Here is a 19,922-nt window from a genome sequence, read left to right on the forward strand (position 1 = left end):
GCTGCGGCCACGGCATCCGAAAGGCATCGCATGCACCCCTCACACGACCTCCCCCTTCGCGGACGCACCGCCCTCATCACCGGGGTCTCGCGGCGGCGCGGCATCGGCTTCGCCGTCGCGCATCGCTTGGCGACCCTCGGCGCCGACGTCTTCCTCCACCACTTCTCGCCCCACGACACCTCGCAGCCCTGGGGCGGCGACGACCTCGAACTGGTCCGCTCCGAGCTGCGGGCCGCCCTCACAGACGGCGCCGCGCTCGGCGATGTCAGCGCCGACCTCACCGACGCGCGGGCCGTCGAGGAGGTGATCGCGGCGGCGCACGGGCTGACCGGGCGGCTCGACATCCTCGTCTGCAACCACGCGCGATCGGGCGGCGACGGATCGATCCTCGACATGACCGCTGAGACGCTCGACGGGTTCTGGGCGGCGAACACCCGCTCGACCCTGCTGCTCACCCGGTCTTTCGCCGCCCTGCACGGCGGAACGGCTCCGGATGCCCGACCCGGCGAGCGCGTGGAGCGCACCGGTCCGTTCGACGCACCGGTCGGCCGGGTGTTCTGGATGACGTCGGGGCAGATCCACGGGCCGATGCGGGGAGAGGTCGCGTATGCCACGAGCAAGGCGGCCCTCGCCGGGATCACCCCGACCGTGGCCGCGGAACTGCTCGATCTCGGCATCGTGCTCAACACCATCGACCCGGGACCGGTCAACACGGGCTATCTCGACCCGGAGACGACCGACCGGCCGCTGGAGGAGATCCAGGAGTGGATCCGCTCGACGCCGTTCGGGCGCGTCGGCCGTCCCACTGACCCCGCGAACCTCATCGGCTGGCTCGCCACCGACGGGGGCGCGTGGATCGTGGGCCAGGTCCTCACGTCGGACGGCGGCTTCTCCCTGGGCTGACCGGCCGACCCGCTCGGCCCCCGAACCCCTACAGCCGCACGACCTCGGTGATCCGCACGACGGCGGTGCCGGCCTCTTCCGACGCAGCGAGGTCGACGACGCCGCGAATGCGCCAGTCGTGGTCGCCGGCCGGGTCGTCGATCGTCTGCTCGGCCCGCCAGACGCCGGCCGCGGCATCCGTCTCGTCGATGGTCACCAGCCGCGGCGACCTGGCCGCCCCGCCCGTGAGGATCTCGTCGTGGTCGTCGAAGTACGCGTCGAGCGCGGCGGGCCAGTCGACGTCGGGATCGAGCGCGACGAGGTCGTCGTCTTTCTGCAGCGCGGCGAGCTGCACTCGGCGGAACAGCTCGTTGCGCACGAGCACGAGGAACGCCCGGCGGTTGGTGAGCACGGACGGCGGCGCCGGCGGAACCACCGGCTCAGACGGATCGATCGCCGGATCGACGAGCGCTTCCCACTCGTCCACGAGACTGGAGTCCACCTGTCGCACCAGCTCGCCGAGCCACGCGATGAGGTCGAGCAGCGGCTCGGTGCGCGCCTCCGCGGGCACCGTCTGACGGATCGCGCGGTAGGCATCCGACAGGTACCGGAGCACCAGGCCCTCGCTGCGGGCGAGCTGATAGAACGAGATCAGCTCCGAGAACGACATGGCCCGCTCGAACATGTCGCGCACGACCGATTTCGGCGACAGCTCGAAGTCGCGCACCCACGGCTGGCTCGACGCGAACACCTCGTACGCCTGCGCGAGCAGCTCGGCGAGCGGCTTCGGGTAGGTGACGTCCTCCAGCAGCTCCATGCGCTCGTCGTACTCGATGCCCTCGCGCTTCATGGCGGCGACGGCTTCGCCGCGCGCGAGGAACTGCTGCTGCGAGAGCACCGGCCGCGGGTCGTCGAGCGTCGCCTCGATCACACTGACGACGTCGAGCGCGTAATGGCCGGTGCCGGCGCCGCCCGAAACCTCGCCGCGCTCCTCGTTGGGGTCGAGCAGCCCGATCGCCGCGAGCGCGAAGGGCGAGAGCGGCTGGTTCAGGGCGAAGTCGGGTTGCAGATCGACGGTGAGGCGGATGCTTCCGCCCGGCCCCACCTCGACGACCTCCGCCGCGACGAGCGTGCGGAAGATCGCGAGCGCTCGGCGGGCCAGCTCGAAGCGCCGGGCCGGGGGCTCGTGGTTGTCGCGGACGAGCGACCGCACGTTCGCGAAGACGTCGCCGCCGCGCGCGATGACGTTGATCATCATCGCGGCGCTCAGCTGCAGCTGCGGGACGAGCGGCTCGGGCTCGGCCTCGACCAGGCGCTGGAAGGTCGACTCGCTCCAGTTGACGAACCCCTGCGGCGCCTTCTTGCGCACCACCTTCTTGAGCTTCTTCGGGTCGTCGCCGGCCTTGGCGAGCGCGGCGGCGTTCTCGATCTCATGGTCGGGCGCCATCACGACGACGGTCCCGGCGGTGTCGAACCCCGCACGGCCGGCACGCCCGGCGACCTGGTGGAACTCGCGGGCGCTGAGCTGCCGCATCCGCTGCCCGTCGTACTTGGCGAGTGCGGTCACGAGCACCGTCCGGATGGGGACGTTGATGCCGACGCCCAGGGTGTCGGTGCCGCAGATCACCCGCAGGAGCCCGCGCTGGGCGAGCGTCTCGACGAGCCGGCGGTAGCGGGGCAGCATGCCGGCGTGGTGCACGCCGATCCCGGCTCGCACGTACCGCGACAGAGTGCGGCCGAAGGCGGTCGTGAAGCGGAAGCCGCCGATCGCCTCGGCGATGGCGTCGCGCTGCTCGCGCGAGACGATCTTGATCGACGACAGCGCCTGCGCCCGCTCCATGGCCGCCGCCTGCGAGAAGTGCACGATGTACACCGGCGCCTGGTTCGTCTGCAGCAGCTCGTCGACGGTCTCGTGCACCGGCGTGCGGGAGTAGGAGAAGTGCAGGGGCACGGGTCGCTCGACGCCGGTGATGCGCGCGGTCGCGCGGCCGGTGCGCTTGGAGAGGTCGTCGGCGATCGCCGTCACGTCGCCGAGCGTCGCCGACATCAGCACGAACTGCGCCCGGGGAAGAAGCAGGAGCGGCACCTGCCAGGCCCACCCGCGGTCGGGGTCGCCGTAGTAGTGGAACTCGTCCATCACGACCTGGTCGACCGGGGCATCCGCTCCGCGCCGCAGCGCGAGGTTCGCCAGGATCTCGGCGGTGCAGCAGATGATCGGGGCGTCGGCGTTCACCGCCGAGTCGCCGGTGACCATCCCGACGTTCGCGGCGCCGAAGATGTCGACGAGGGCGAAGAACTTCTCGCTCACCAGCGCCTTGATGGGCGCCGTGTAGTAAGTGCGCCCCCCGCGCGCGAGGGCGGCGGCATGGGCGGCGACGGCGACCAGCGACTTGCCGGTGCCGGTCGGGGTCGACAGGATCACGTTCGACCCCGAGACGATCTCGATGACCGCCTCGTCCTGGGCGGGGTAGAGGGTGAGCCCGCGGTCGGCCGCCCACTCCACGAACCCGAGATAGGCCGCGTCGGCGTCGGCGCCGGTCGGCACGGCGTCGAGCAGGGCAACGGGCATCCCTCGAGTCTGCCAGCCCGGGCGGTCCCCGGCGGCGCTGGCGGAACACCCGGGCCCCGACGTACGTTGAGGGAGTCGACGAAAGGATGCCGATGCCCGCCTCCACCGATCAGGTCACCGTCACTCGCAACGACGACGACACCCGCTACGAGATCCACGTCGGCGACACGCTTGCCGGGTTCACCGTCTTCCGCATCGACGCGCGCGGGCGGCTGAACTTCCCCCACACCGAGGTCGACCCGGCGTTCCGCGGGCGCGGGCTCGCACAGACGCTGGTCGCCGAGGCGATGGCCGACACCGCACGACGCGGCGAGACGGTCGTGCCCCACTGCCCGGTCGTGGCGAAGTATCTTCGTGACAACGACGTGCCGGGACTGACGGTCGAGTGGCCGGCGTACGCGCGTCCCGAATGAGGCTGACATGACGAGGCTCGACACCGACGACGAGGTCGTGACGGAGGCATCCGCCCCCTGTGACGGGCCCCGGGCCCTGCTGCTCGATGCCCGCGAGGTGCCGCTGGGCGGGGTGCGCGCCATGAACGTACGGCGCGCCCTGCCGCAGCGCGACCTGCCTCTCGTGGGCGCCTGGTGCTTCCTCGACCGGTTCGGACCGCAGGTCACGACGATGCGGGTCGAGCCGCACCCGCACATCGGCCTCCAGACGGTGACGTGGCCGTTCGCCGGCGATGTGCGCCACCGCGACTCGGTCGGAAGCGACGTCACCGTCCGGCGCGGCGCGCTCAACCTCATGACGAGCGGTCGGGGCATCTCCCACTCGGAGTACTCGGTGGGGGCGGATGCCGCGCCCCTCGACGCGCTGCAGCTCTGGGTCGCCCTGCCCGAGTCCCGGCGCCACGGCGGTCCGGCGTTCGAGCAGCACGCGGTCCTGCCCGAAATTCCCGTGCCGGCGGTGTCGGGCGACGACGGTGCCGCGACGGTGGTGCTCGGCGAACTCGGCGGCGTGGCGTCGCCCGCGACCACCTACACGCCCATCGTCGGCGCCGAGGTGCGCGTACCGGCCGGCTCGCGCGTGCGGCTTCCGCTCGATCCCGCATGGGAGCACGCTCTCGTCACGGTCGACGGCGATGCCGACGTGCATGCGGAGGCTGAGGCGGGGGCCGTGTCGCTCGGCACGGAGCACCTGCTGTACCTGGGCGTCCGCCGCGACCACGTCGAGATCTCGAGCGCCGGCGGTGCGACGCTGTTCCTGCTCGGCGGTGAGCCCTTCGAAGACGACATCGTGATGTGGTGGAACTTCGTCGGCCGCAGCCACGACGAGATCGTCGAGGCCCGCGAGGCCTGGGAGGCGGGCGCCGAGCGGTTCGGTCGCGTCGTCGACCACGGGCCGGAGCGCATCCCCGCCCCGCCCCTTCCCGCCGTCCGGCTCACGCGCCGTCGCCGACGCGTCTGACACACCCGCGCGCGTCCGCCCTCGCGGCGCGCACGCGGAGACGACGAGGGCGCCCGAGCCGCAGCCCGGACGCCCTCGACGTTCAGATCACCTGACCAGGAACACCGTCAGCTGCGAGGACGACCACACCGTGCTCGATCCCGAATAGCTGACCGACACGAGGTGAACACCTCGGGCCTGCTTGGGCAGCGTCACGGTCACCGCGCCGTTGACGAGCTTGCCGGTGTACTTCTTCGAGTCCACCAGCACCGTCACGGTTCCCGTCGCGGGGGCACCGCCCGAGGGGGTCACCGTCACCGCCACCTTGTACGTGTAGTTGGTCGGTCCGACGTAGCGGTTCATGATCGCGACCGTGTTCGACGGGTACTTCACGCGGACCGGCGCACTGGTCGCCGTGCCCGTGTTGACGTTCCCCGCCTGCGTCGCGGTGACCCGCACGGTGAGCTTCGTCCCCAGGTCGGCCTTCGCCACCTTGTAGGTCGACTTCGTCGCACCGCTGATCGGAGAGCCGTCACGCAGCCACTGATAGGCGAACGTCACCTTCGACGGCTTCCACGTGCCCGGGCTGGCGGTGAGGGTGTTGCCCACCTTCGCCGTCCCGGTGATCTTCGGCGCCGTCGTGGCCACCGGCGCCGCAGCCCCGGAGTTGACGGTGAGGATCGTCCGCACGTCCGAGTCGCCGTACTGCACGACGCCGTAGTAGCGCTTCTTGGGTGCGAGCCCCGTCCACGACAGCGTGTAGCCCGTGGGCGTGGCCTCGGTCACGGCCAGCGGGTTGGGCGTCGCGGTGAGCGAGCCTTCGCCGCCCGTGCCCACGACCGCGGTGGTGAGGTTCCACACGAACGGGTCGGTGTAGCTGTACACGTTCGTCTCGACCAGGTAGGTGCCGGCCGTCGGGTCGTCGAGGACCACGGACTCGTCTGCCGACTCGGTGGCCGACGACCACGTCTCGTAGTACCGCAGGTCGTCTGCCGAGATCACGCGGTACACGAACAGGTCGAGGTCGGAGCCCTCGTCGTCGGACGAAGCGAGATCGAAGCGTGCCATCTTCGAGCTTTCGGGCACGTCGACGAGGTAGTACGAATAGCCGTCCTCGTCACCCGTGTTCTGGTTGCCGGTGTGGCCCGGGACGGGGTCTCCGTTCGGGAACAGCGGCTCCGTCTGCAGCACCGCGGGGGCGAGACCGCTGAGGTTCAGCGGCAGCTCGCCCGAGACGCCCGGGGTGATCGTCACCTCGGTGCTTCCCGAGATGCCCTTGCCCGCGACATCCGCCGGCGCATCCGCCGTCACCGGGTACACCGCGATCGGCGAGCGCACCGTGGTGGGTCCGGTCCAGGTCAGGAAACCGGTGGTCCACTGCTCCACGTCGGCCGTCGTCTTGGTGAACGTCACCGTGAACGTGGCCTTCTCGCCCTCGGCGAGCGTGATCGAGGCGGGCTCCACCACCGCGTCGAGACCGGGCACCGAGACCGACGCCGTGTAGGTGCCGGCGGTGGTCGCGCGCACCTCGCGCGTCACCGTCTGCGGACCCGACAGTGCACCGATGGCGATCGAGGCGAGGTTCAGGTCGCTGCCGTCGATCGGCGTCACGCCCTCGTCGTACAGGTTCTTGCCCTGCAGGTACTGCAGCCACTCGAGCGGACCGTTGTCGTACACGAGCCCGGCCTCGAAGAAGCGCGTCGGGTCGACGTGACCGGCGCCCTGCGCGAACGGATCGGTCACGGGCTGGCCTTCGCCGTCCACCGTGTCGTACGCGGTCGTCATCATCGCGGACTTGATCTCGGCGGGCGTCGCGAGCGGACGCTCCCCGAGGTACAGCGCGGCGAGTCCCGCGATGTGCGGCGACGACATCGACGTGCCGGACTTGAAGCCGAAGATCGGGTCAGCACCCTCGGCGTTGTGCTCGGCCGCGAGGATCGCGACGCCCGGCGCCGAGATGTCGGGCTTCAGGATGTCGCTGCCGTCGGCCAGCATGGGCCCGCGGCTCGAGAACCCGGCCACGACCGGAGTCGGCGTCTCTTCGACGGTGGTGTTCTCGCCGACCAGGGTGGCCGTGGCATCCGCCGTGTTCTGCACGTAGTCGAGGAGCGCGTCGCGGTACTGCGCGTCGAGGTGGACCGTCGGCACCGAGTGGAAGTCGTTGTCGAGCGAGCCCGCCGTGACGTTGACGAGGATCATGCCGACGCCGCCGGCCTCGCCGACCGCCTGCGACTTCTCGACGCGCGCGTTCCCGCCCCGGTCGCAGACCACGATCTTGCCGTCGACCTTCGCCGGGTCGAGCCGGTCGAGGTAGCACAGGGCAGCCTCGTCGGTCGAGGCACCGGCGAGCGCCACGTCACCCGCGTAGACGACGGGCGCGGTGATCGACTCGCCGAACGGGACGCTGACCGAGGCGCCCGCCTCTTCGAACCCGTTGGGCAGCTGCACGGTGCCCTCATAAGTCGGGATGGTGGATGCCGCGACCGTCGTGTACCACGGCGACGCGTGATCGGCGGTGGAGGCGTCCGGACCGTCGTTGCCCGCGCTGACGGCGACGAAGATGCCGGCCGCCGCCGCGTTGAAGAAGGCCGCGTCTTCGATCGTGAAGGTGGACGTCGCCGCCCCGCCGCCGATCGAGTAGTTGATCACGTCGACGCCGTCGGCCGCTGCGGCGTTGATCGCCGACATGAGGTCACTGAGGGCGCAGATGTCGTCGGTGGTGAGCAGCTCGTCGGGACCCACGTAGCAGGCCTTGTACGCGGCGACCTTCGCCGCCGGCGCCACACCCGAGATCTGCCCGAATCCGACGCCCTCGACCGATGCCTCGATGCCGTGGTTGCCCGCGGCGGTGCTGGCCGTGTGCGAGCCGTGGCCGTCGGCGTCGCGCGGCGACAGGTGGTCGCTGCTGAAGTCGTAGCCCGCCGCGGCTGCACCGGCGCTGAAGTACTTCGCGCCGATGAGCTTCGTCGAGTAGTCGTCGTTGTTCCACTGCTGTCCGGTGACCCGGGCGCTGCGGAACGTGTTGCCGTCGGCCTTGGCGAAGGTGACCGTGTTGCCGTCGAGGTACGGCTCGGCTCCCGCGGACGTGCCCAATGGCTCGCCGGCGAACGACGGGTTCTCGGGCGCGATGCCGGTGTCGATCACGCCCACGACGGTGCCCGCTCCGGCGGCTTCGATTCCGCCCACGGCGTTCCAGACGCCGGTCTCGCCCTCGAGACCGAGGAACTCGGTCGAGGGGACGGCGTCGGGGTGAAGGATCTCGTCGGGCACGACGGACTGCACGCCCTTCGTGCCTGCCAGCTTGGCGGCCTGCCGTGCGGTGAGGTTGGCCGTGAAGGCGTTGAGCGTGACGGTGAGGTTGCCGTCGGGCGTGACGCCCGCGTCGGCCGCGACATCCGTCTGCCGGTCCTGCAGGAAGCGCGAGTACTTCTTCGATTCGGTCGAGTTCGCGTCGAGCTTCGCGCCCTCATCGGGCTTCGTCGGCGCGAGCCCGGGCTCGCCGCCGTCGTACGTGGCGACGGGCGCTTCGTCGAGCACGACGATGTAGCGGCCGGCCGGCAGGTCGATCGGGATGGGTCTGTTCACCTCCTCCGGTGCCGCAGCAAAGCTTGCTGACGCTGTGCCGGTGAACAGTGCGGCGAGTGTGACGACCGCTACTGCTCTCCTGGAGGATCTACCCATTCGTGGCCCCTTACGAAGGTGTTGCAGGAGTGTTGTCGTGCGACTCCGTCGGCGCACAACGGATCCAAACCTAACTCTCAGCAGGTTTTCAGAAAGTAACGACTCGATGAGAATCGTTGTCTTTCGCGTGAGTACGCTGGGCACGTGGCGACCCGATCCCGACTCTCGACGAGCGTTCTGCTCACGTGCGCCGCGATCGGCGTCGGAACGGGCGTGCTCGGCGGGATCGCGGGCTGGCTCACGGTGCCGCTGCTGGCCGCCCTTCCGGTCGTCTACGGGTTCGTCCTCGGGGTGCACGTGCTGCCCGGGATCATCGCCCAGGAGGTGCTCCGGATGCCGTGGGTCGCGCTCGTGACGCACGTGCTGGCCGCGCTCGTCTCCAGCGCGATCGCGCCGATCTACGCGGCGCAGTTCATCGGCACGGCGATCCTGTTCGGCGGGGTGCAGGAGCTCGTCGCCGCAGCAGTGCGCTACCGCTCCTGGGCGCCGTGGCGGTTCTTCATCTCGGCCGTCGTCATCGGTCTCATCGTGGCCGCGGCGGTCTTCTTCGCGGCGCATCTGGGCGCGCTTCCGCTGTGGGCCCAGATCGTCTACCTGGCCCTCGCGGTCGCGGGCCCGGTCGCCTGGACCGCCGTGGGCCTCGCCATCGGCGCGGGATTGCGCCGAGCCGGCATCGGCCCCCGCACCGCCGCGCGCTGAGCTCCGACCCCGCGGCCAAGGCCTCCCGCGGGCGCGAACTCTTCCCGCTGAGCCCGGCCCGCGCCCATGTCCACTTTTCCCAGCCCATGTCCCGCTTTTCCGGGCCCATGTCCCACTTCTGCGCGCCTGCCGTCCGCGCGAGCGCGAGAAAGTGGGACACCGACCACCACATCGGGGCACCGCCGCCCCGCGCCCATGTCCCACTTTTCCGAGCCCATGTCCCGCTTCTGCGCGCCCGCCGTCCGCGCGAGCGCGCGAAAGTGGGACACCGACCACCAGACCGAGGCACCGCCGCCGCGAGCCGGTGCAGGCGCGCCGGTACAGGCGCGCCGGTGCAGGCGCGCCGCCGGGGTCCGCCGGCAGGTAAGGGTCTACTAAGTTGGGAGGCGATCAGCCCCTCTCCGCCAGGAAGCCCCGTGACCGCACCCGAGCGCGACCCTTCCGCCGCGCTCGCGGCGAACACCGGCAGCCCGCTCGTCCGGGTGCTCGACCTCGGCGTGACCTATGCCGGCGAGGGGGCGGCGGCTCCGGCATCCGTCTCGTTCGATGTGTCGCCCGGCGAGGTCGTGCTGCTACTCGGCCCGAGCGGGTCGGGCAAGTCGACGCTGACGCTCGCGCTCAACGGGCTGATCCCGCACGCGGTGCCCGCCGAGGTGCGCGGACGGGTCGAGGTCGCCGGCATCGACACCTCGCACACGACGGTCGCGCAGCTCAGCACCCGCGTGGCGATGGTGTTCCAAGACCCCGACGCGCAGCTCGTGACCGGAACGCTGCTCGACGAAGTGGCCTTCGGCCCCGAGAATCTGCGGATGCCGGTGGCCGAGGTGCTCGGTCGGGCCGAAGCCGCGCTGCGCAGGGTCGGACTGTGGAACCGGCGGAACGAGAACCCCGATCGCCTGTCCGGCGGCGGGCGGCAGCGGCTCGCGATCGCGTGCGCGCTGGCCATGGGATCGCCGCTCCTCGTGCTGGACGAGCCGACCGCGAACCTCGACCCGCGCGGAATCGAGGAGGTCTATGCGGCGCTCGGCGAGCTGGTCGCGGCCGGCGACCGGGCCGTGCTGCTGGTCGAGCACAACCTCGATGCGGCGGTCGACCTCGTCGATCGCGTCGTGGTCCTCGACCAGAGCGGAAGGTTGGCCGCAGACGGCACCGTCGACGAGGTGCTCCGCGGACGGGCCGACGAGCTGCACGCCATGGGGGTGTGGCTGCCCGTGTCGGCGATCGCCGCGCTGCGGCTGCGGAGGGCGGGTTACCCGCTCGACCCGTTGCCGCTGACTCCGGCCGAGCTGCGGGCCGCGCTCGAGGCGGCACCGGCGTCGGGCGCCATGCCGGGCGCCGTGCCGGGGGCGGGCGAGTCGACCGGACGGCCACCGGCGACCCCGGGCGCCGACCTCTCGGCGGGCGGGCGCGAGCGCACCCGCCGGGCGGAAGCATCCGTCCCCGTGGTCACCGTGCGCGGACTCACCCTCCACCGCGGGCGCACCGAGGTGCTGCACGGGATCGACCTCGACATCGGCCGTGGGGAGTTCGTGGCGATCGTCGGCCCCAACGGCGCGGGCAAGACGAGCCTCATCCAGGCGATCGCGGGCGTCGTGCCTCCTCCGCGCGGATCGGTGCGCATCGACGGGATCGACGTCGGCCGGGCGGACGCGCGATCGCTGTCGAGCCGCGTCGGCTTCGTGTTCCAGAACCCGGAGCACCAGTTCATCGCGCACACGGTGTTCGACGAGATCGCGCACGGGCTGCGGCTGCGCCGCCTGCCGCCGGACGAGGTGCGCGATCGCACCGTGGCCCTCCTGCGCCGGTTCGGGCTCGACGACCGCGCGGACGCTCACCCGTTCCTGCTGTCGGGCGGTCAGAAGCGGCGGCTCTCGGTCGGGACCGCGCTCGTCGCGGGCGCCCCGGTCCTCGTCCTCGACGAGCCCACGTTCGGTCAGGACCGCGCCCGCGCCGACGAGCTGCTCGGCCTGCTCGGCGAGCTGAACGCCGAGGGCACGACCGTCATCGTGGTGACGCACGACATGCAGCTGGTGACGGACCACGCGCACCGCACGGTGGTGCTCGCCGACGGCCGGGTCATCGGGAACGGGCCGACCGCGGACGTCTTCGCCGACGCCGACCTGATCGAGCGAGCGGGGCTGCGCCTGCCGCCGCTGCGTCGCGCTCTGCACGGCCTGGAGCGGCATCCGAGCCTCGCCGGAATCGCGCGTATCGGCGACCTTCCGGACGCGCCGGAGGCGGCGACGTGACCGGGCCGCTCACCGTGGCAAAGGGCTTCGGCGGGGTCGCGGACCCGTACGCGGACCGGGTCGCGGCGTCGCCCGTCCGCTTCCTGTACGGGCTCAACCCGCTGGCGAAGCTCGCCGCCCCGCTCCCGGTGATCGTGCTGCTCGTCTTCGTGCGGGATGCCGCGACCCCGCTCGCGTTCCTGGCGCTGAGCTACGCGATCCTGCTGATCGGGGTGAGATTCACGCCGCGGCTGGCGGCCGTGCTGGTCGCCCTGCCCGCCGCGGCCGCGATCATCGGCCTCGGCTTCGCCGTCTGGACCGACCCGGCCCGCGTCGATCAGACGGCGCCGGTGCTCCAGGTCGGGTCGTGGACCCTGTACTCGGGCGCCCTCGAACTGGGCTGGGCCACGGGTCTCCGCCTGGCCGCGATCATCGGGCTCACCCTCATCGCGGGGCTCTCGACGACCGGACCCGACCTCGTGCGCGCGACGGTTCAGCAGCTGCGCCTGCCGTACCGGATCGGGTACACGGCCTTGGCGGCCTTCCGGTTCGTGCCGCGCTTCGCGCACGAACTCGACGTCATCCGCCAGGCGCACCGCGTGCGGGGAGCGCACGGCGGACGCGGTCCGTTCGCCGCCGTCGCCCGCTGGTTCGGCTACATCGTGCCGCTGATGGCCGGCGCCATCCGCCACGCCGAGCGGGTCGCCCTCGCGATGGACGCGCGGGCGTTCGGCGCGTACCCGGACCGCACCGAGCGCCACCTGGTGCCGTTCCGGGCGCGCGACGTCGTCTTCATCGGGCTGTTCCTCGCGGCCTCTGGCGTCATCCTGTGGGTCTTCTTCCCGTGGGGTCTGGGCTGACGCTTCTCCGCGCCGTGCACAACGTCGGCGATCGGGTCGGCGGAGCGGCCGAGGCGGTGCCTCGCGCCGCGGCTCGCCACGGACGTCCGACTTTGTGCACACCGGTGCCTGATGACTGCCGAGAGCGCCGGCCGATGTCGGGGGTTCGGCCTAGGCTCCGAGGGTGCCCACCCTCGACGACGTGCGCCGTGCCGCGGCATCCCTCCCCGGCAGCGAGGAACGGGCGACGACCGGCGGCGCGGCGTGGTTCGTGCGCGGCAAGCTCTACGCGTGGGAGTGCCACCCCTGGCCGAGCATCCCCGAAGACATGCGCGAGGTCATCGCGAACGAACTCGTCGTCGCCACGAAGGTCGCCGATCCGATCGACGCGGTGGCGCTGGTCGAGATGCGGCCCGACGTGTTCCTGCGCACCACGACCCGGTGGAGCGAGCCCAAGATCGCGTTCCGCATGGCCGGGATCGACCCCGACCACCTCGTCGAGCTGGTGACCGAGGCCTGGCGCACGCAGGCCCCGCGCTACCTGCGTCGCGAGTTCGACGCCGGCTGATCCCACCGACCCGGCACGACGACGGATGCCGCGGCCCGGCGCCTGCGAAGAGGGCGGGGCCGCGGCATCCGTTCCGGCGATCGCTACCGCTTGCCGACGATCTGTCGCGCCACCAGGTCGCGCATGATCTCGTTCGTGCCGCCGTAGATGCGGTGCACGCGGGCGTCGAGGAAGGCGCGGGCGATGGGGTACTCGGTGATGTAGCCGTAGCCGCCGTGCAGCTGCACGCCGATGTCGAGCAGCTCCCACTCGCGGTCGGTCGACCAGTACTTGACCTTCGCCGCCTCTTCGGGGGTGAGCTTCTGGTCCTTGTAGAGCATCATCGCCCGGTCGTTGTAGGCCCACAGCACGTCGACGGTCGTCGCCATGTCGGCGAGCTTGAAGCGCGTGTTCTGGAAGTCGGCGATCGGCTGGCCGAAGGCCTCGCGGCTGAGGACGTAGTCGCGCGTCCACTCGAACGCCGCCTCGCCGGCTGCCGCCGCGGCGACGGCGATCGACAGGCGCTCGAGCGGCAGGTTCATCATCAGCTGGATGAAGCCGAGACCCTCCTTGCCGCCGATGAGGTTCGCCTCGGGCACGAAGACGTCGCTGAACGACAGCTCGGCGGTGTCCCACCCGTGGAAGCCCATCTTCTCGAGCTTCTTGCTGTGGTCGAAGCCCGCCATGCCGTCTTCGAGGATCAGCAGGCTGAAGGCGTCCGGGCGGTTGCCCTCGCCGGTCTTGACGAACGTGACGACCATGTCGGCGGTCTTGCCCGACGAGATGAACGTCTTGGCGCCGTTGACGATGTAGCCGCCGTCGACCTTCTTCGCGGTCGTCTTGATGCCGCGCAGGTCGCTGCCGGTTCCGGGCTCGGTCATCGCCAGAGCACCGAGGATCTCGCCCGTGGCCATGCCCGGGAGCCACTTCTCCTTCTGCTCCTGCGTGCCCATGTGCACGATGTACGGCACCGCCAGGTCGTCCTGGATGCCGAGGGCCCCCGCGAGCGAGCCGAGGCCGGCGCCGATGGTCTCTTCGAGCACGATCGCGCGGAAGCGGTAGTCCTGCAGCATCCCGGCCCCGCCGAACTCCTCCGGCACGGAGAGCCCGATGATGCCCGCCTCGCCCGCCGCGAGCATGGTCGCGCGGTCGACCTCGCCCGCCGCGTCCCACTGCTTGCGCTTCTCTTCGGTCGCGTAGCGCTTGATGAACTCCTTGACGACGTCGCGGAACGCCTCGTGGTCCTCGTCGTAGATGTCGCGCTCCATGCGCGCCTCCTTCTCGTCTTCGAGCGATGCGCCACGGCGGTCGGATGCGACCCGGCCGGGCGTGCCCGAGCTGAATCCTCAGGTCTCCCTCGAATCCTAGGACGGCCGGCGGCGCCGACCGCGCCGATGTGAGATCGGATCCGAAGAATCCTGGAACCGAGTGTCGGACTTTGTGGGATGCCTCCACCCGGCGTCAGGCGTCGGCTCAGCCGTAATCGGGGGCGGCCGGGAGGCCGAAGAACTCCTCGAGCGAGGTCCAGCCGCCCTCGTGGTAGGCGCGGGCGAGGTCGGGCCCGATGTAGCGAAGGTGCCAGGGTTCGCCGAGGTAGCCGGTCACGTCGGTGCCGCCGTCGACGTACCGCACGATCCACCCGTACTCCCACGAGTGGCCCGCCACCCACGCGCCCTGCGCCGTGGCGGCGAGGTCGTCGAGCGTGCCGCACGCGCCGGCGCACGCGACCACGTCGCCGGCGAGGCCGGACTGGTGCTCGCTGAAGCCGGGACGGGCGCTGACCTGGTCGGCCCCCTCGACGCCGCGGGCCGCGACCTGCCGACCGTACGACCCCTGCTGCGTCTCGTAGGACCGGAAGCCGCTCTCGAGGGCGATCTCGCCGACGCCCGCATCCCGCGCGGCCGTCACCATCGAGGTCAGGGCGGCGGCGGCATCCGATCGAAGCGACCCTCCCTCGACGCTGCGCACCCCGTCGGGCAGCATGAGCGCTGCAGGGCGGTAGTCGACCGGGGCGTACGGGCGCCGCTTGTTCACGACGACCCAGATGCGCGAGGGGTCGGCCAGGTCGACGCAGGATGCTGCGCCGGTCGCCACGGCGGCGCGGAACGCCTCCCCGCCGCCCGCCGCCGCGATCGCCGCGGAGTCGTCTCCGGCCTCGAGCGCGGCCCGCACGGAGGACTCGCCGCAGATGTCGGTCGAGGTGGTCGCCTGCTCGAAGGTCGGCACCGGCAGGGCGTCGATGTGAGGGGGAACCGCGAACAGCTTCGCGGAGCCCGCCTCGGGTCCGGAGGCCGATCCCGCGGTCAGCGAGGTGAGCGCCGGGATGCCGGCGAAGAGCAGCCCCGCCGCGACGAAAACGGTGACGGCTGCTCGCCCTCGCCGAGTGGGGCGGACGTGACGGGCCGGTGCCGAGCCCGCGCTCGCCGACGAGGACCGGGCGCCGTGCGCCTGGGCGGGGCGGGTGCGATGCGCCCCCGACCGGCTCGGATCGCCGGCGAGCGTGCGATCGTGCGACTCCGTCCCGACCCGGGCGCGCCTGTCTGCTCCCGCGCGAGCACGCCGAGCAGCCTCTTCGCGCAGCACGCGTGCAGCGCGGCGAGACTCCGGGGGGCGGGGCGGACCGGGGACCGTCACGCCTGCCATTGTGCCCCGTCGGCCGAGGCGGCGCTGGCACCGACCCGTCGCGGCCTGCCGTGTTCGATGCGGGCGCGCGCCGCCTTGACACACTCTCGAACATGTGTTCGCATGGAGTCATGCGTTGGCAAGGTCAAGAGCTCGGGGTGGCGGATGCCTCGGCCCTCCCGGGTCTCGAGCACCTCAACGGCCTCGTCCAATCCGTGACCACGCCCGAGTTCGCCGGGGTGACGTTCCACGAGGTGCTGTGCAAGACGGCCCTGAATCACGTGCCCGGAGCGTCGGCGATGCCCTTCGACTGGACCGTGAACCCCTACCGCGGATGCAGTCATGCGTGCGTGTACTGCCTGCATCCCGACACGGCCATCCTCATGGCGGACGGGCGCACCAAGCCGCTGAAGGAAGTCAGGGTCGGAGACGTCGTGGTCGGCACGCGGCGAGACGGTTCGTATCGCCGCTACACGTCGGCGACGGTGGGTGCCGTGTGGCCGACCCGCAAACGTGCGTATCGAATCCGACTGAGCGACGGCACTGAGGTCATCGCGAGCGGAGACCACCGCTTCCTCACCGAACGCGGGTGGAAGTTCGTCCAGCCTTCCGAGAAAGGGCAACGGCCGTACCTCACCACGAACAACCGATTGATCGGGTTCGGCACGGGCGGGGCGGGGCTCTCATCGGTCGAGACCGACGACTTCCGCGTCGGATACCTGTGCGGCATGGTGCGCGGCGACGGGATGATGCTGCGGCGCGACTATCCGCGAAGCACGGGCGGGACCTACACCGCTCACCGATTCCGCCTCGCACTCGCCGACGATGAGGCTCTCGATCGAGCCCACGCGTATCTGGTGGCCGCGGGGGTGACGCTTCGACGCAGCGCGTTCTCGCCCGCCTCGGCGTCGCGGCGTGCGATGACCGCCATTGCTTCGTCGAAACGGACGGATCACGAACTGATCACCTCCCTGATCGAGTGGCCATCTGAGCCGACCCTCGAGTGGTCTCGAGGGTTCCTCTCGGGAGTCTTCGATGCGGAAGGAAGCTGCAGCAGAGGCATCCTTCGAATCTCCAATAAAGACTCGAACATGCTGGCTGCGATCAGCGGCTGTCTGCGAGCTCACCGGTTCGAGTTCGCGACCGAGTCTCCGCGCGAGAACGGCGTCGTCTCGATTCGCCTTCTCGGCGGTCTGCCGGCTCGTCGACGGTTCTTCGATCTGACTCAGCCTGCGATCACTCGCAAGCTGGACCTGCTCGGAACCGCCGTGAAGGGCGTGGCTCCGCTGCGGGTCGTGGGCATCGACGATCTAGAAGAGTCGATCGACATGATCGACATCACCACCACCACCGGCGACTTCGTGGCGAACGGGGTCATCAGCCACAATTGCTTCGCCCGCGGCACGCACGAATACCTCGAGCTCGACGCGGGTCGGGACTTCGACTCCCAGGTGGTCGTGAAGATCAATGTGGCCGAAGTGCTCGAGAAGGAGCTGCGGCGCGGTTCCTGGACCCAGCAGCCGGTCATGCTCGGCACCAACACCGATCCGTACCAGCGGGCTGAGGGCCGGTACCGGCTGATGCCGGGCATCATCGGCGCGCTGACGACGTCGGGGACGCCGTTCTCGATCCTGACGAAAGGCACACTGCTGCGGCGCGACCTGCCGCTGTTGACCGAGGCGGCGGGTCAGGTAGACATCACCCTGGCCATGTCGATCGCCGTGTTCGACGATGCGCTTCAGAACCTCATCGAACCCGGCACGCCGACCGCGACCGCGCGCCTCGAGACGGTACGCGCCGCCACCGAGGCGGGGTTCCGCGTCACCGTCTTCCTGATGCCGATCGTCCCCCACCTGACCGACTCCATCGCGGCGATCGACGATGCGCTCGCGCGCATCAAGGCGGCTGGCGCGGTCCGGGTGATCTACGGTGCCCTGCACCTTCGCCCGGGCGCGAAGCAGTGGTTCATGCAGTGGCTCGAGCGGGAGCATCCCGAACTCGTGTCGTCGTACCTGGGTCTCTACCCCGGAGCATCCGTCACCGCGCCCAAGGCGTATCGCGCGTGGCTCGCCCAGCGCGTGCGGCCCCTGCTGCGCGCGCATCGGCTCGACGGCCGGGCCGAAGAGGAGAATCCGCGGGGCGGACCGGTGCCGGGGCTCGCGTCACGGGCCGATGCGCGCGCCGCCGGAATCGTGATCACCTCGCGGGGCCGGGCCGCCCGGGCGGCGCCGGCGAACGCGGGGGTGACCCCGTCGTCGGCAGCGGAACCCGCCCGTCTTTTCTGACCGGCGTCGTGCGCCGTCCCGATCAGCCGCGACGGCGCACGGTGCCGCGCTCGTCGCGGGTCACGGCCCGGTCGGGCCGGTCCTCGCTGACGAAGGCGACCACCGCATCGAGCACGGGATCCGCAGTGAGCAGGCGGTTGTGCCCGAACCCACGGGTCACGACGACGCGCGCGTCCGGATGCACGGCGGCGATCCGGGCGAGCTCGCCGAAGGGCACGACCGGGTCGGTCTCGTCGTGGACCGCGAGAAGGGGCACCGCCGCCGTGAGGCTCTGCTGCAAGGGCGACAGCCGCGCGAACGGGTCGGTCTCGCCGGGGAAGTACCGGCGCGCGAACCGGGCACGAAGCGCGGCCGCCGTGCGGTCATCGAACCCGAGCATCGCCTGGAACTGCGCGAGCAGCAGGTCAGGGTCACCGGGTGCCGCGATGGTGACGGCGCGGTCGACGTCGAGCCCGTGCGCCGTGGCGACGAGCGCTGCGAGTCCGCCGAACGAGTGGCCGACGACGGCGCGGAGCCGCCCGTACCGATGAGCCAGCTGCGCGAGGATGTCGGTCCAATCGACGAGGTACGTACCCCGGCCCGCGGTGTCGCCGTGGGCGGGTGCATCGAACGCGACGACCCGGAATCCCTCCGCGACAAGCTCGCGCACGAGGGTCGCGAACTGGCTCGCCCGACCGGTCCAGCCGTGAGCGAGCACGACGGCGTCAGGACCAGCGCCCCACTCGTACACCGTCACGTCGACACCGCGCCGGTCGAGCCCCGGGATGCGGATCGACGACCTGCGCGCACGATCCATCGTCGAGCGGTCATCGGCATGCACCGCCCGCGGGCGCGCGACATGGCCGAAAAGCGGGAGCGCCACCGCCGCACCCAGCCGGGGCGAGAGAACCCCGGCGACGCGGATGGTCGCACCCGCAGTGGATCGGACGGCGTTCATGGCAGCTCCTCGCGCGACTATGCGTACGGTCGTACGTACTTATACGAACGATCGTACGGTAACCTCGTCGCATGGCGCAAGCATCCGTCCGGGACGGCCGCCGTGAGCGCGGCGACGCGTCGCGACGCGCGATTCTGGCGCACGCGATCGACGCCGCTTCGGTCGATGGTCTCGAGGGCCTCACGATCGGACGACTGGCGGATGCCGCAGGCCACAGCAAGAGCGGCGTCGCGACGCTGTTCGGCTCGAAGGAGCAGCTGCAGCTCGCGACGGTGGCCGCCGCGCGAGAGGTCTTCATCGAGCGCGTCGTGGAGCCGGCGCGCGCCCGGTCGGGGCGCGGCCTCGCCCGGCTCTGCGCGCTCATCCCGTCGTGGCTCGACTACTCGCGGGAGCGCGTTTTTCGAGGCGGCTGCTTTTTCGCCGCGACGTCGGCCGAGTTCGACGCCAGACCCGGGCCGGTTCGCGACGCGATCATGGCCGCGTCGTCGGAGTGGGAGGACTACCTCACCATCTCCATCGAGCGCGCGGTGGAACAGGGCGAGCTGCCCGGGCTCGACGACGCCCGCCAGCTCACGTTCGAGATCGTGTCGTTCCTCGAAGCGGCGAACACGCGAAGCCTGCTGCACGGGAGCGATCAGCCCTACGATCGCGCCGCCATCGCCGCGCGGGCGAGGCTGACCGGACTCGGCGCCGATCCCGAGCTCGTCGCGCAGATCGGTCGCGGCTGACCCCGGCGCGCCGCGGCGAAGCCGCGCCCCAAACCCGAGGCATCCGGCCTCCCGCCGCGTTCGGGGCGCGAACCCCTCGCAACACGCCGCCCACCCCGGCGCGTCGCGGCGAAACCACGCCCCAAACCCGGGGCATCCGGCCCGCCCCGACCGTTCGGGGCGCGCTCTGTCGTTCGGGGCGCGAACCCCCCGCAACACGCCGCCCACGCCGGCGCGCCGCGGCGAAGCCGCGCCCCAAACCCGAGGCATCCGGCCCACCCCGACCGTTCGGGGCGCGAACCCCCCGCAACACGCCGCCCACGCCGGCGCGCCGCGGCGAAGCCGCGCCCCAAACCCGAGGCATCCGGCCTCCCGCCGCGTTCGGGGCGCGAACCCCTCGCAACACGCCGCCCACGCCGGCGCGCCGCGGCGAAACCACGCCCCAAACCCGGGAACAGAACGGGGCCCGTGACGGAACCACACCCCAAGCCCGCCGGAACGCCGGCAGAGAGGGCGCCACGCCCGCGCGCGGGGCGC

Annotated in this window: 14 protein-coding genes; 9 read left to right on the forward strand and 5 right to left on the reverse strand. The window is 71.4% G+C overall.

Going from position 1 to position 19,922, the window contains the following annotated elements:
* Positions 1–30 precede the first annotated feature (30 nt).
* Positions 31–903 (forward strand): SDR family oxidoreductase, encoded by an 873-nt coding sequence (locus ACFUTX_RS09465; RefSeq protein ID WP_378863286.1) that lies wholly within the window; start codon positions 31–33, stop codon positions 901–903.
* A 28-nt stretch (positions 904–931) separates the two neighbouring features.
* Here the strand turns inward: ACFUTX_RS09465 and ACFUTX_RS09470 are convergent, their stop codons facing one another.
* Positions 932–3,451 (reverse strand): DEAD/DEAH box helicase, encoded by a 2,520-nt coding sequence (locus ACFUTX_RS09470; RefSeq protein ID WP_378863289.1) that lies wholly within the window; start codon positions 3,449–3,451, stop codon positions 932–934.
* A 92-nt stretch (positions 3,452–3,543) separates the two neighbouring features.
* Here ACFUTX_RS09470 and ACFUTX_RS09475 point away from each other — a divergent pair, with 92 nt between their 5' ends.
* Together ACFUTX_RS09475 and ACFUTX_RS09480 are read left to right on the forward strand one after the other, a co-directional pair.
* Positions 3,544–3,864 (forward strand): GNAT family N-acetyltransferase, encoded by a 321-nt coding sequence (locus ACFUTX_RS09475; RefSeq protein ID WP_378863291.1) that lies wholly within the window; start codon positions 3,544–3,546, stop codon positions 3,862–3,864.
* Between the two features lie 7 nt (positions 3,865–3,871).
* Positions 3,872–4,861: a pirin family protein gene (locus tag ACFUTX_RS09480; RefSeq protein ID WP_378863294.1), complete on the forward strand. Its 990-nt coding sequence runs from the start codon at positions 3,872–3,874 to the stop codon at positions 4,859–4,861.
* Positions 4,862–4,948: 87 nt separating this feature from the next.
* Here ACFUTX_RS09480 and ACFUTX_RS09485 read toward each other — a convergent pair whose 3' ends face one another.
* Complete coding sequence (locus ACFUTX_RS09485) at positions 4,949–8,425, reverse strand: S8 family serine peptidase (protein WP_378863297.1); 3,477 nt, start codon at positions 8,423–8,425, stop codon at positions 4,949–4,951.
* Between the two features lie 240 nt (positions 8,426–8,665).
* Here ACFUTX_RS09485 and ACFUTX_RS09490 point away from each other — a divergent pair, with 240 nt between their 5' ends.
* The 4 genes from ACFUTX_RS09490 (at position 8,666) to ACFUTX_RS09505 (ending at position 12,855) form a co-directional block, all read left to right on the forward strand.
* A complete protein-coding gene (locus tag ACFUTX_RS09490) occupies positions 8,666–9,220 on the forward strand; it encodes an ECF transporter S component (protein WP_378863300.1) in 555 nt (184 codons plus the stop codon).
* Between the two features lie 416 nt (positions 9,221–9,636).
* Entirely contained in the window at positions 9,637–11,469 is a 1,833-nt protein-coding gene (locus tag ACFUTX_RS09495) for an ABC transporter ATP-binding protein (RefSeq protein WP_378863303.1), read from the forward strand.
* A complete protein-coding gene (locus ACFUTX_RS09500) occupies positions 11,466–12,308 on the forward strand; it encodes an energy-coupling factor transporter transmembrane component T (RefSeq protein ID WP_378863306.1) in 843 nt (280 codons plus the stop codon). Before ACFUTX_RS09495 ends, ACFUTX_RS09500 begins: the two co-directional genes overlap by 4 nt.
* Before the next feature lie 163 nt (positions 12,309–12,471).
* The gene (locus tag ACFUTX_RS09505; RefSeq protein ID WP_378863309.1) at positions 12,472–12,855 is read left to right on the forward strand and encodes an MmcQ/YjbR family DNA-binding protein; all 384 of its coding nucleotides are present in this window, start codon (positions 12,472–12,474) and stop codon (positions 12,853–12,855) included.
* Between the two features lie 83 nt (positions 12,856–12,938).
* On the opposite strand, the gene ACFUTX_RS09510 is transcribed toward ACFUTX_RS09505, so the two are convergent.
* Together ACFUTX_RS09510 and ACFUTX_RS09515 are read right to left on the reverse strand one after the other, a co-directional pair.
* Positions 12,939–14,102 (reverse strand): acyl-CoA dehydrogenase family protein, encoded by a 1,164-nt coding sequence (locus ACFUTX_RS09510; RefSeq protein WP_378863312.1) that lies wholly within the window; start codon positions 14,100–14,102, stop codon positions 12,939–12,941.
* Positions 14,103–14,307: 205 nt separating this feature from the next.
* On the reverse strand, positions 14,308–15,468 hold the full coding sequence (locus ACFUTX_RS09515; protein WP_378863315.1) for a M15 family metallopeptidase: 1,161 nt from the start codon (positions 15,466–15,468) through the stop codon (positions 14,308–14,310).
* A 119-nt stretch (positions 15,469–15,587) separates the two neighbouring features.
* On the opposite strand from ACFUTX_RS09515, the gene ACFUTX_RS09520 reads away from it, so the two are divergent.
* On the forward strand, positions 15,588–17,741 hold the full coding sequence (locus ACFUTX_RS09520; RefSeq protein ID WP_378863318.1) for an intein-containing Rv2578c family radical SAM protein: 2,154 nt from the start codon (positions 15,588–15,590) through the stop codon (positions 17,739–17,741).
* A gap of 22 nt (positions 17,742–17,763) precedes the next feature.
* Here the strand turns inward: ACFUTX_RS09520 and ACFUTX_RS09525 are convergent, their stop codons facing one another.
* Complete coding sequence (locus ACFUTX_RS09525) at positions 17,764–18,678, reverse strand: alpha/beta hydrolase (protein WP_378863321.1); 915 nt, start codon at positions 18,676–18,678, stop codon at positions 17,764–17,766.
* Positions 18,679–18,749: 71 nt separating this feature from the next.
* Between ACFUTX_RS09525 and ACFUTX_RS09530 the strand changes: the two genes are divergently transcribed.
* On the forward strand, positions 18,750–19,406 hold the full coding sequence (locus ACFUTX_RS09530; RefSeq protein WP_378863324.1) for a TetR/AcrR family transcriptional regulator: 657 nt from the start codon (positions 18,750–18,752) through the stop codon (positions 19,404–19,406).
* The last annotated feature ends 516 nt before the right edge of the window (positions 19,407–19,922 follow it).

It is taken from the genome of Microbacterium sp. NPDC057407 (assembly GCF_042803895.1).
Taxonomy (GTDB): Bacteria; Actinomycetota; Actinomycetes; order Actinomycetales; family Microbacteriaceae; genus Microbacterium.

Coding starts and splice junctions, on each gene's coding strand:
- ACFUTX_RS09465 (WP_378863286.1), top strand. CDS start 31: ATGCACCCCTCACACGACCTCCCCCTTCGCGGACGCACCGCCCTCATC.
- ACFUTX_RS09470 (WP_378863289.1), bottom strand. CDS start 3,451: ATGCCCGTTGCCCTGCTCGACGCCGTGCCGACCGGCGCCGACGCCGAC.
- ACFUTX_RS09475 (WP_378863291.1), top strand. CDS start 3,544: ATGCCCGCCTCCACCGATCAGGTCACCGTCACTCGCAACGACGACGAC.
- ACFUTX_RS09480 (WP_378863294.1), top strand. CDS start 3,872: ATGACGAGGCTCGACACCGACGACGAGGTCGTGACGGAGGCATCCGCC.
- ACFUTX_RS09510 (WP_378863312.1), bottom strand. CDS start 14,102: ATGGAGCGCGACATCTACGACGAGGACCACGAGGCGTTCCGCGACGTC.
- ACFUTX_RS09520 (WP_378863318.1), top strand. CDS start 15,588: ATGCGTTGGCAAGGTCAAGAGCTCGGGGTGGCGGATGCCTCGGCCCTC.
- ACFUTX_RS09525 (WP_378863321.1), bottom strand. CDS start 18,678: ATGAACGCCGTCCGATCCACTGCGGGTGCGACCATCCGCGTCGCCGGG.
- ACFUTX_RS09530 (WP_378863324.1), top strand. CDS start 18,750: ATGGCGCAAGCATCCGTCCGGGACGGCCGCCGTGAGCGCGGCGACGCG.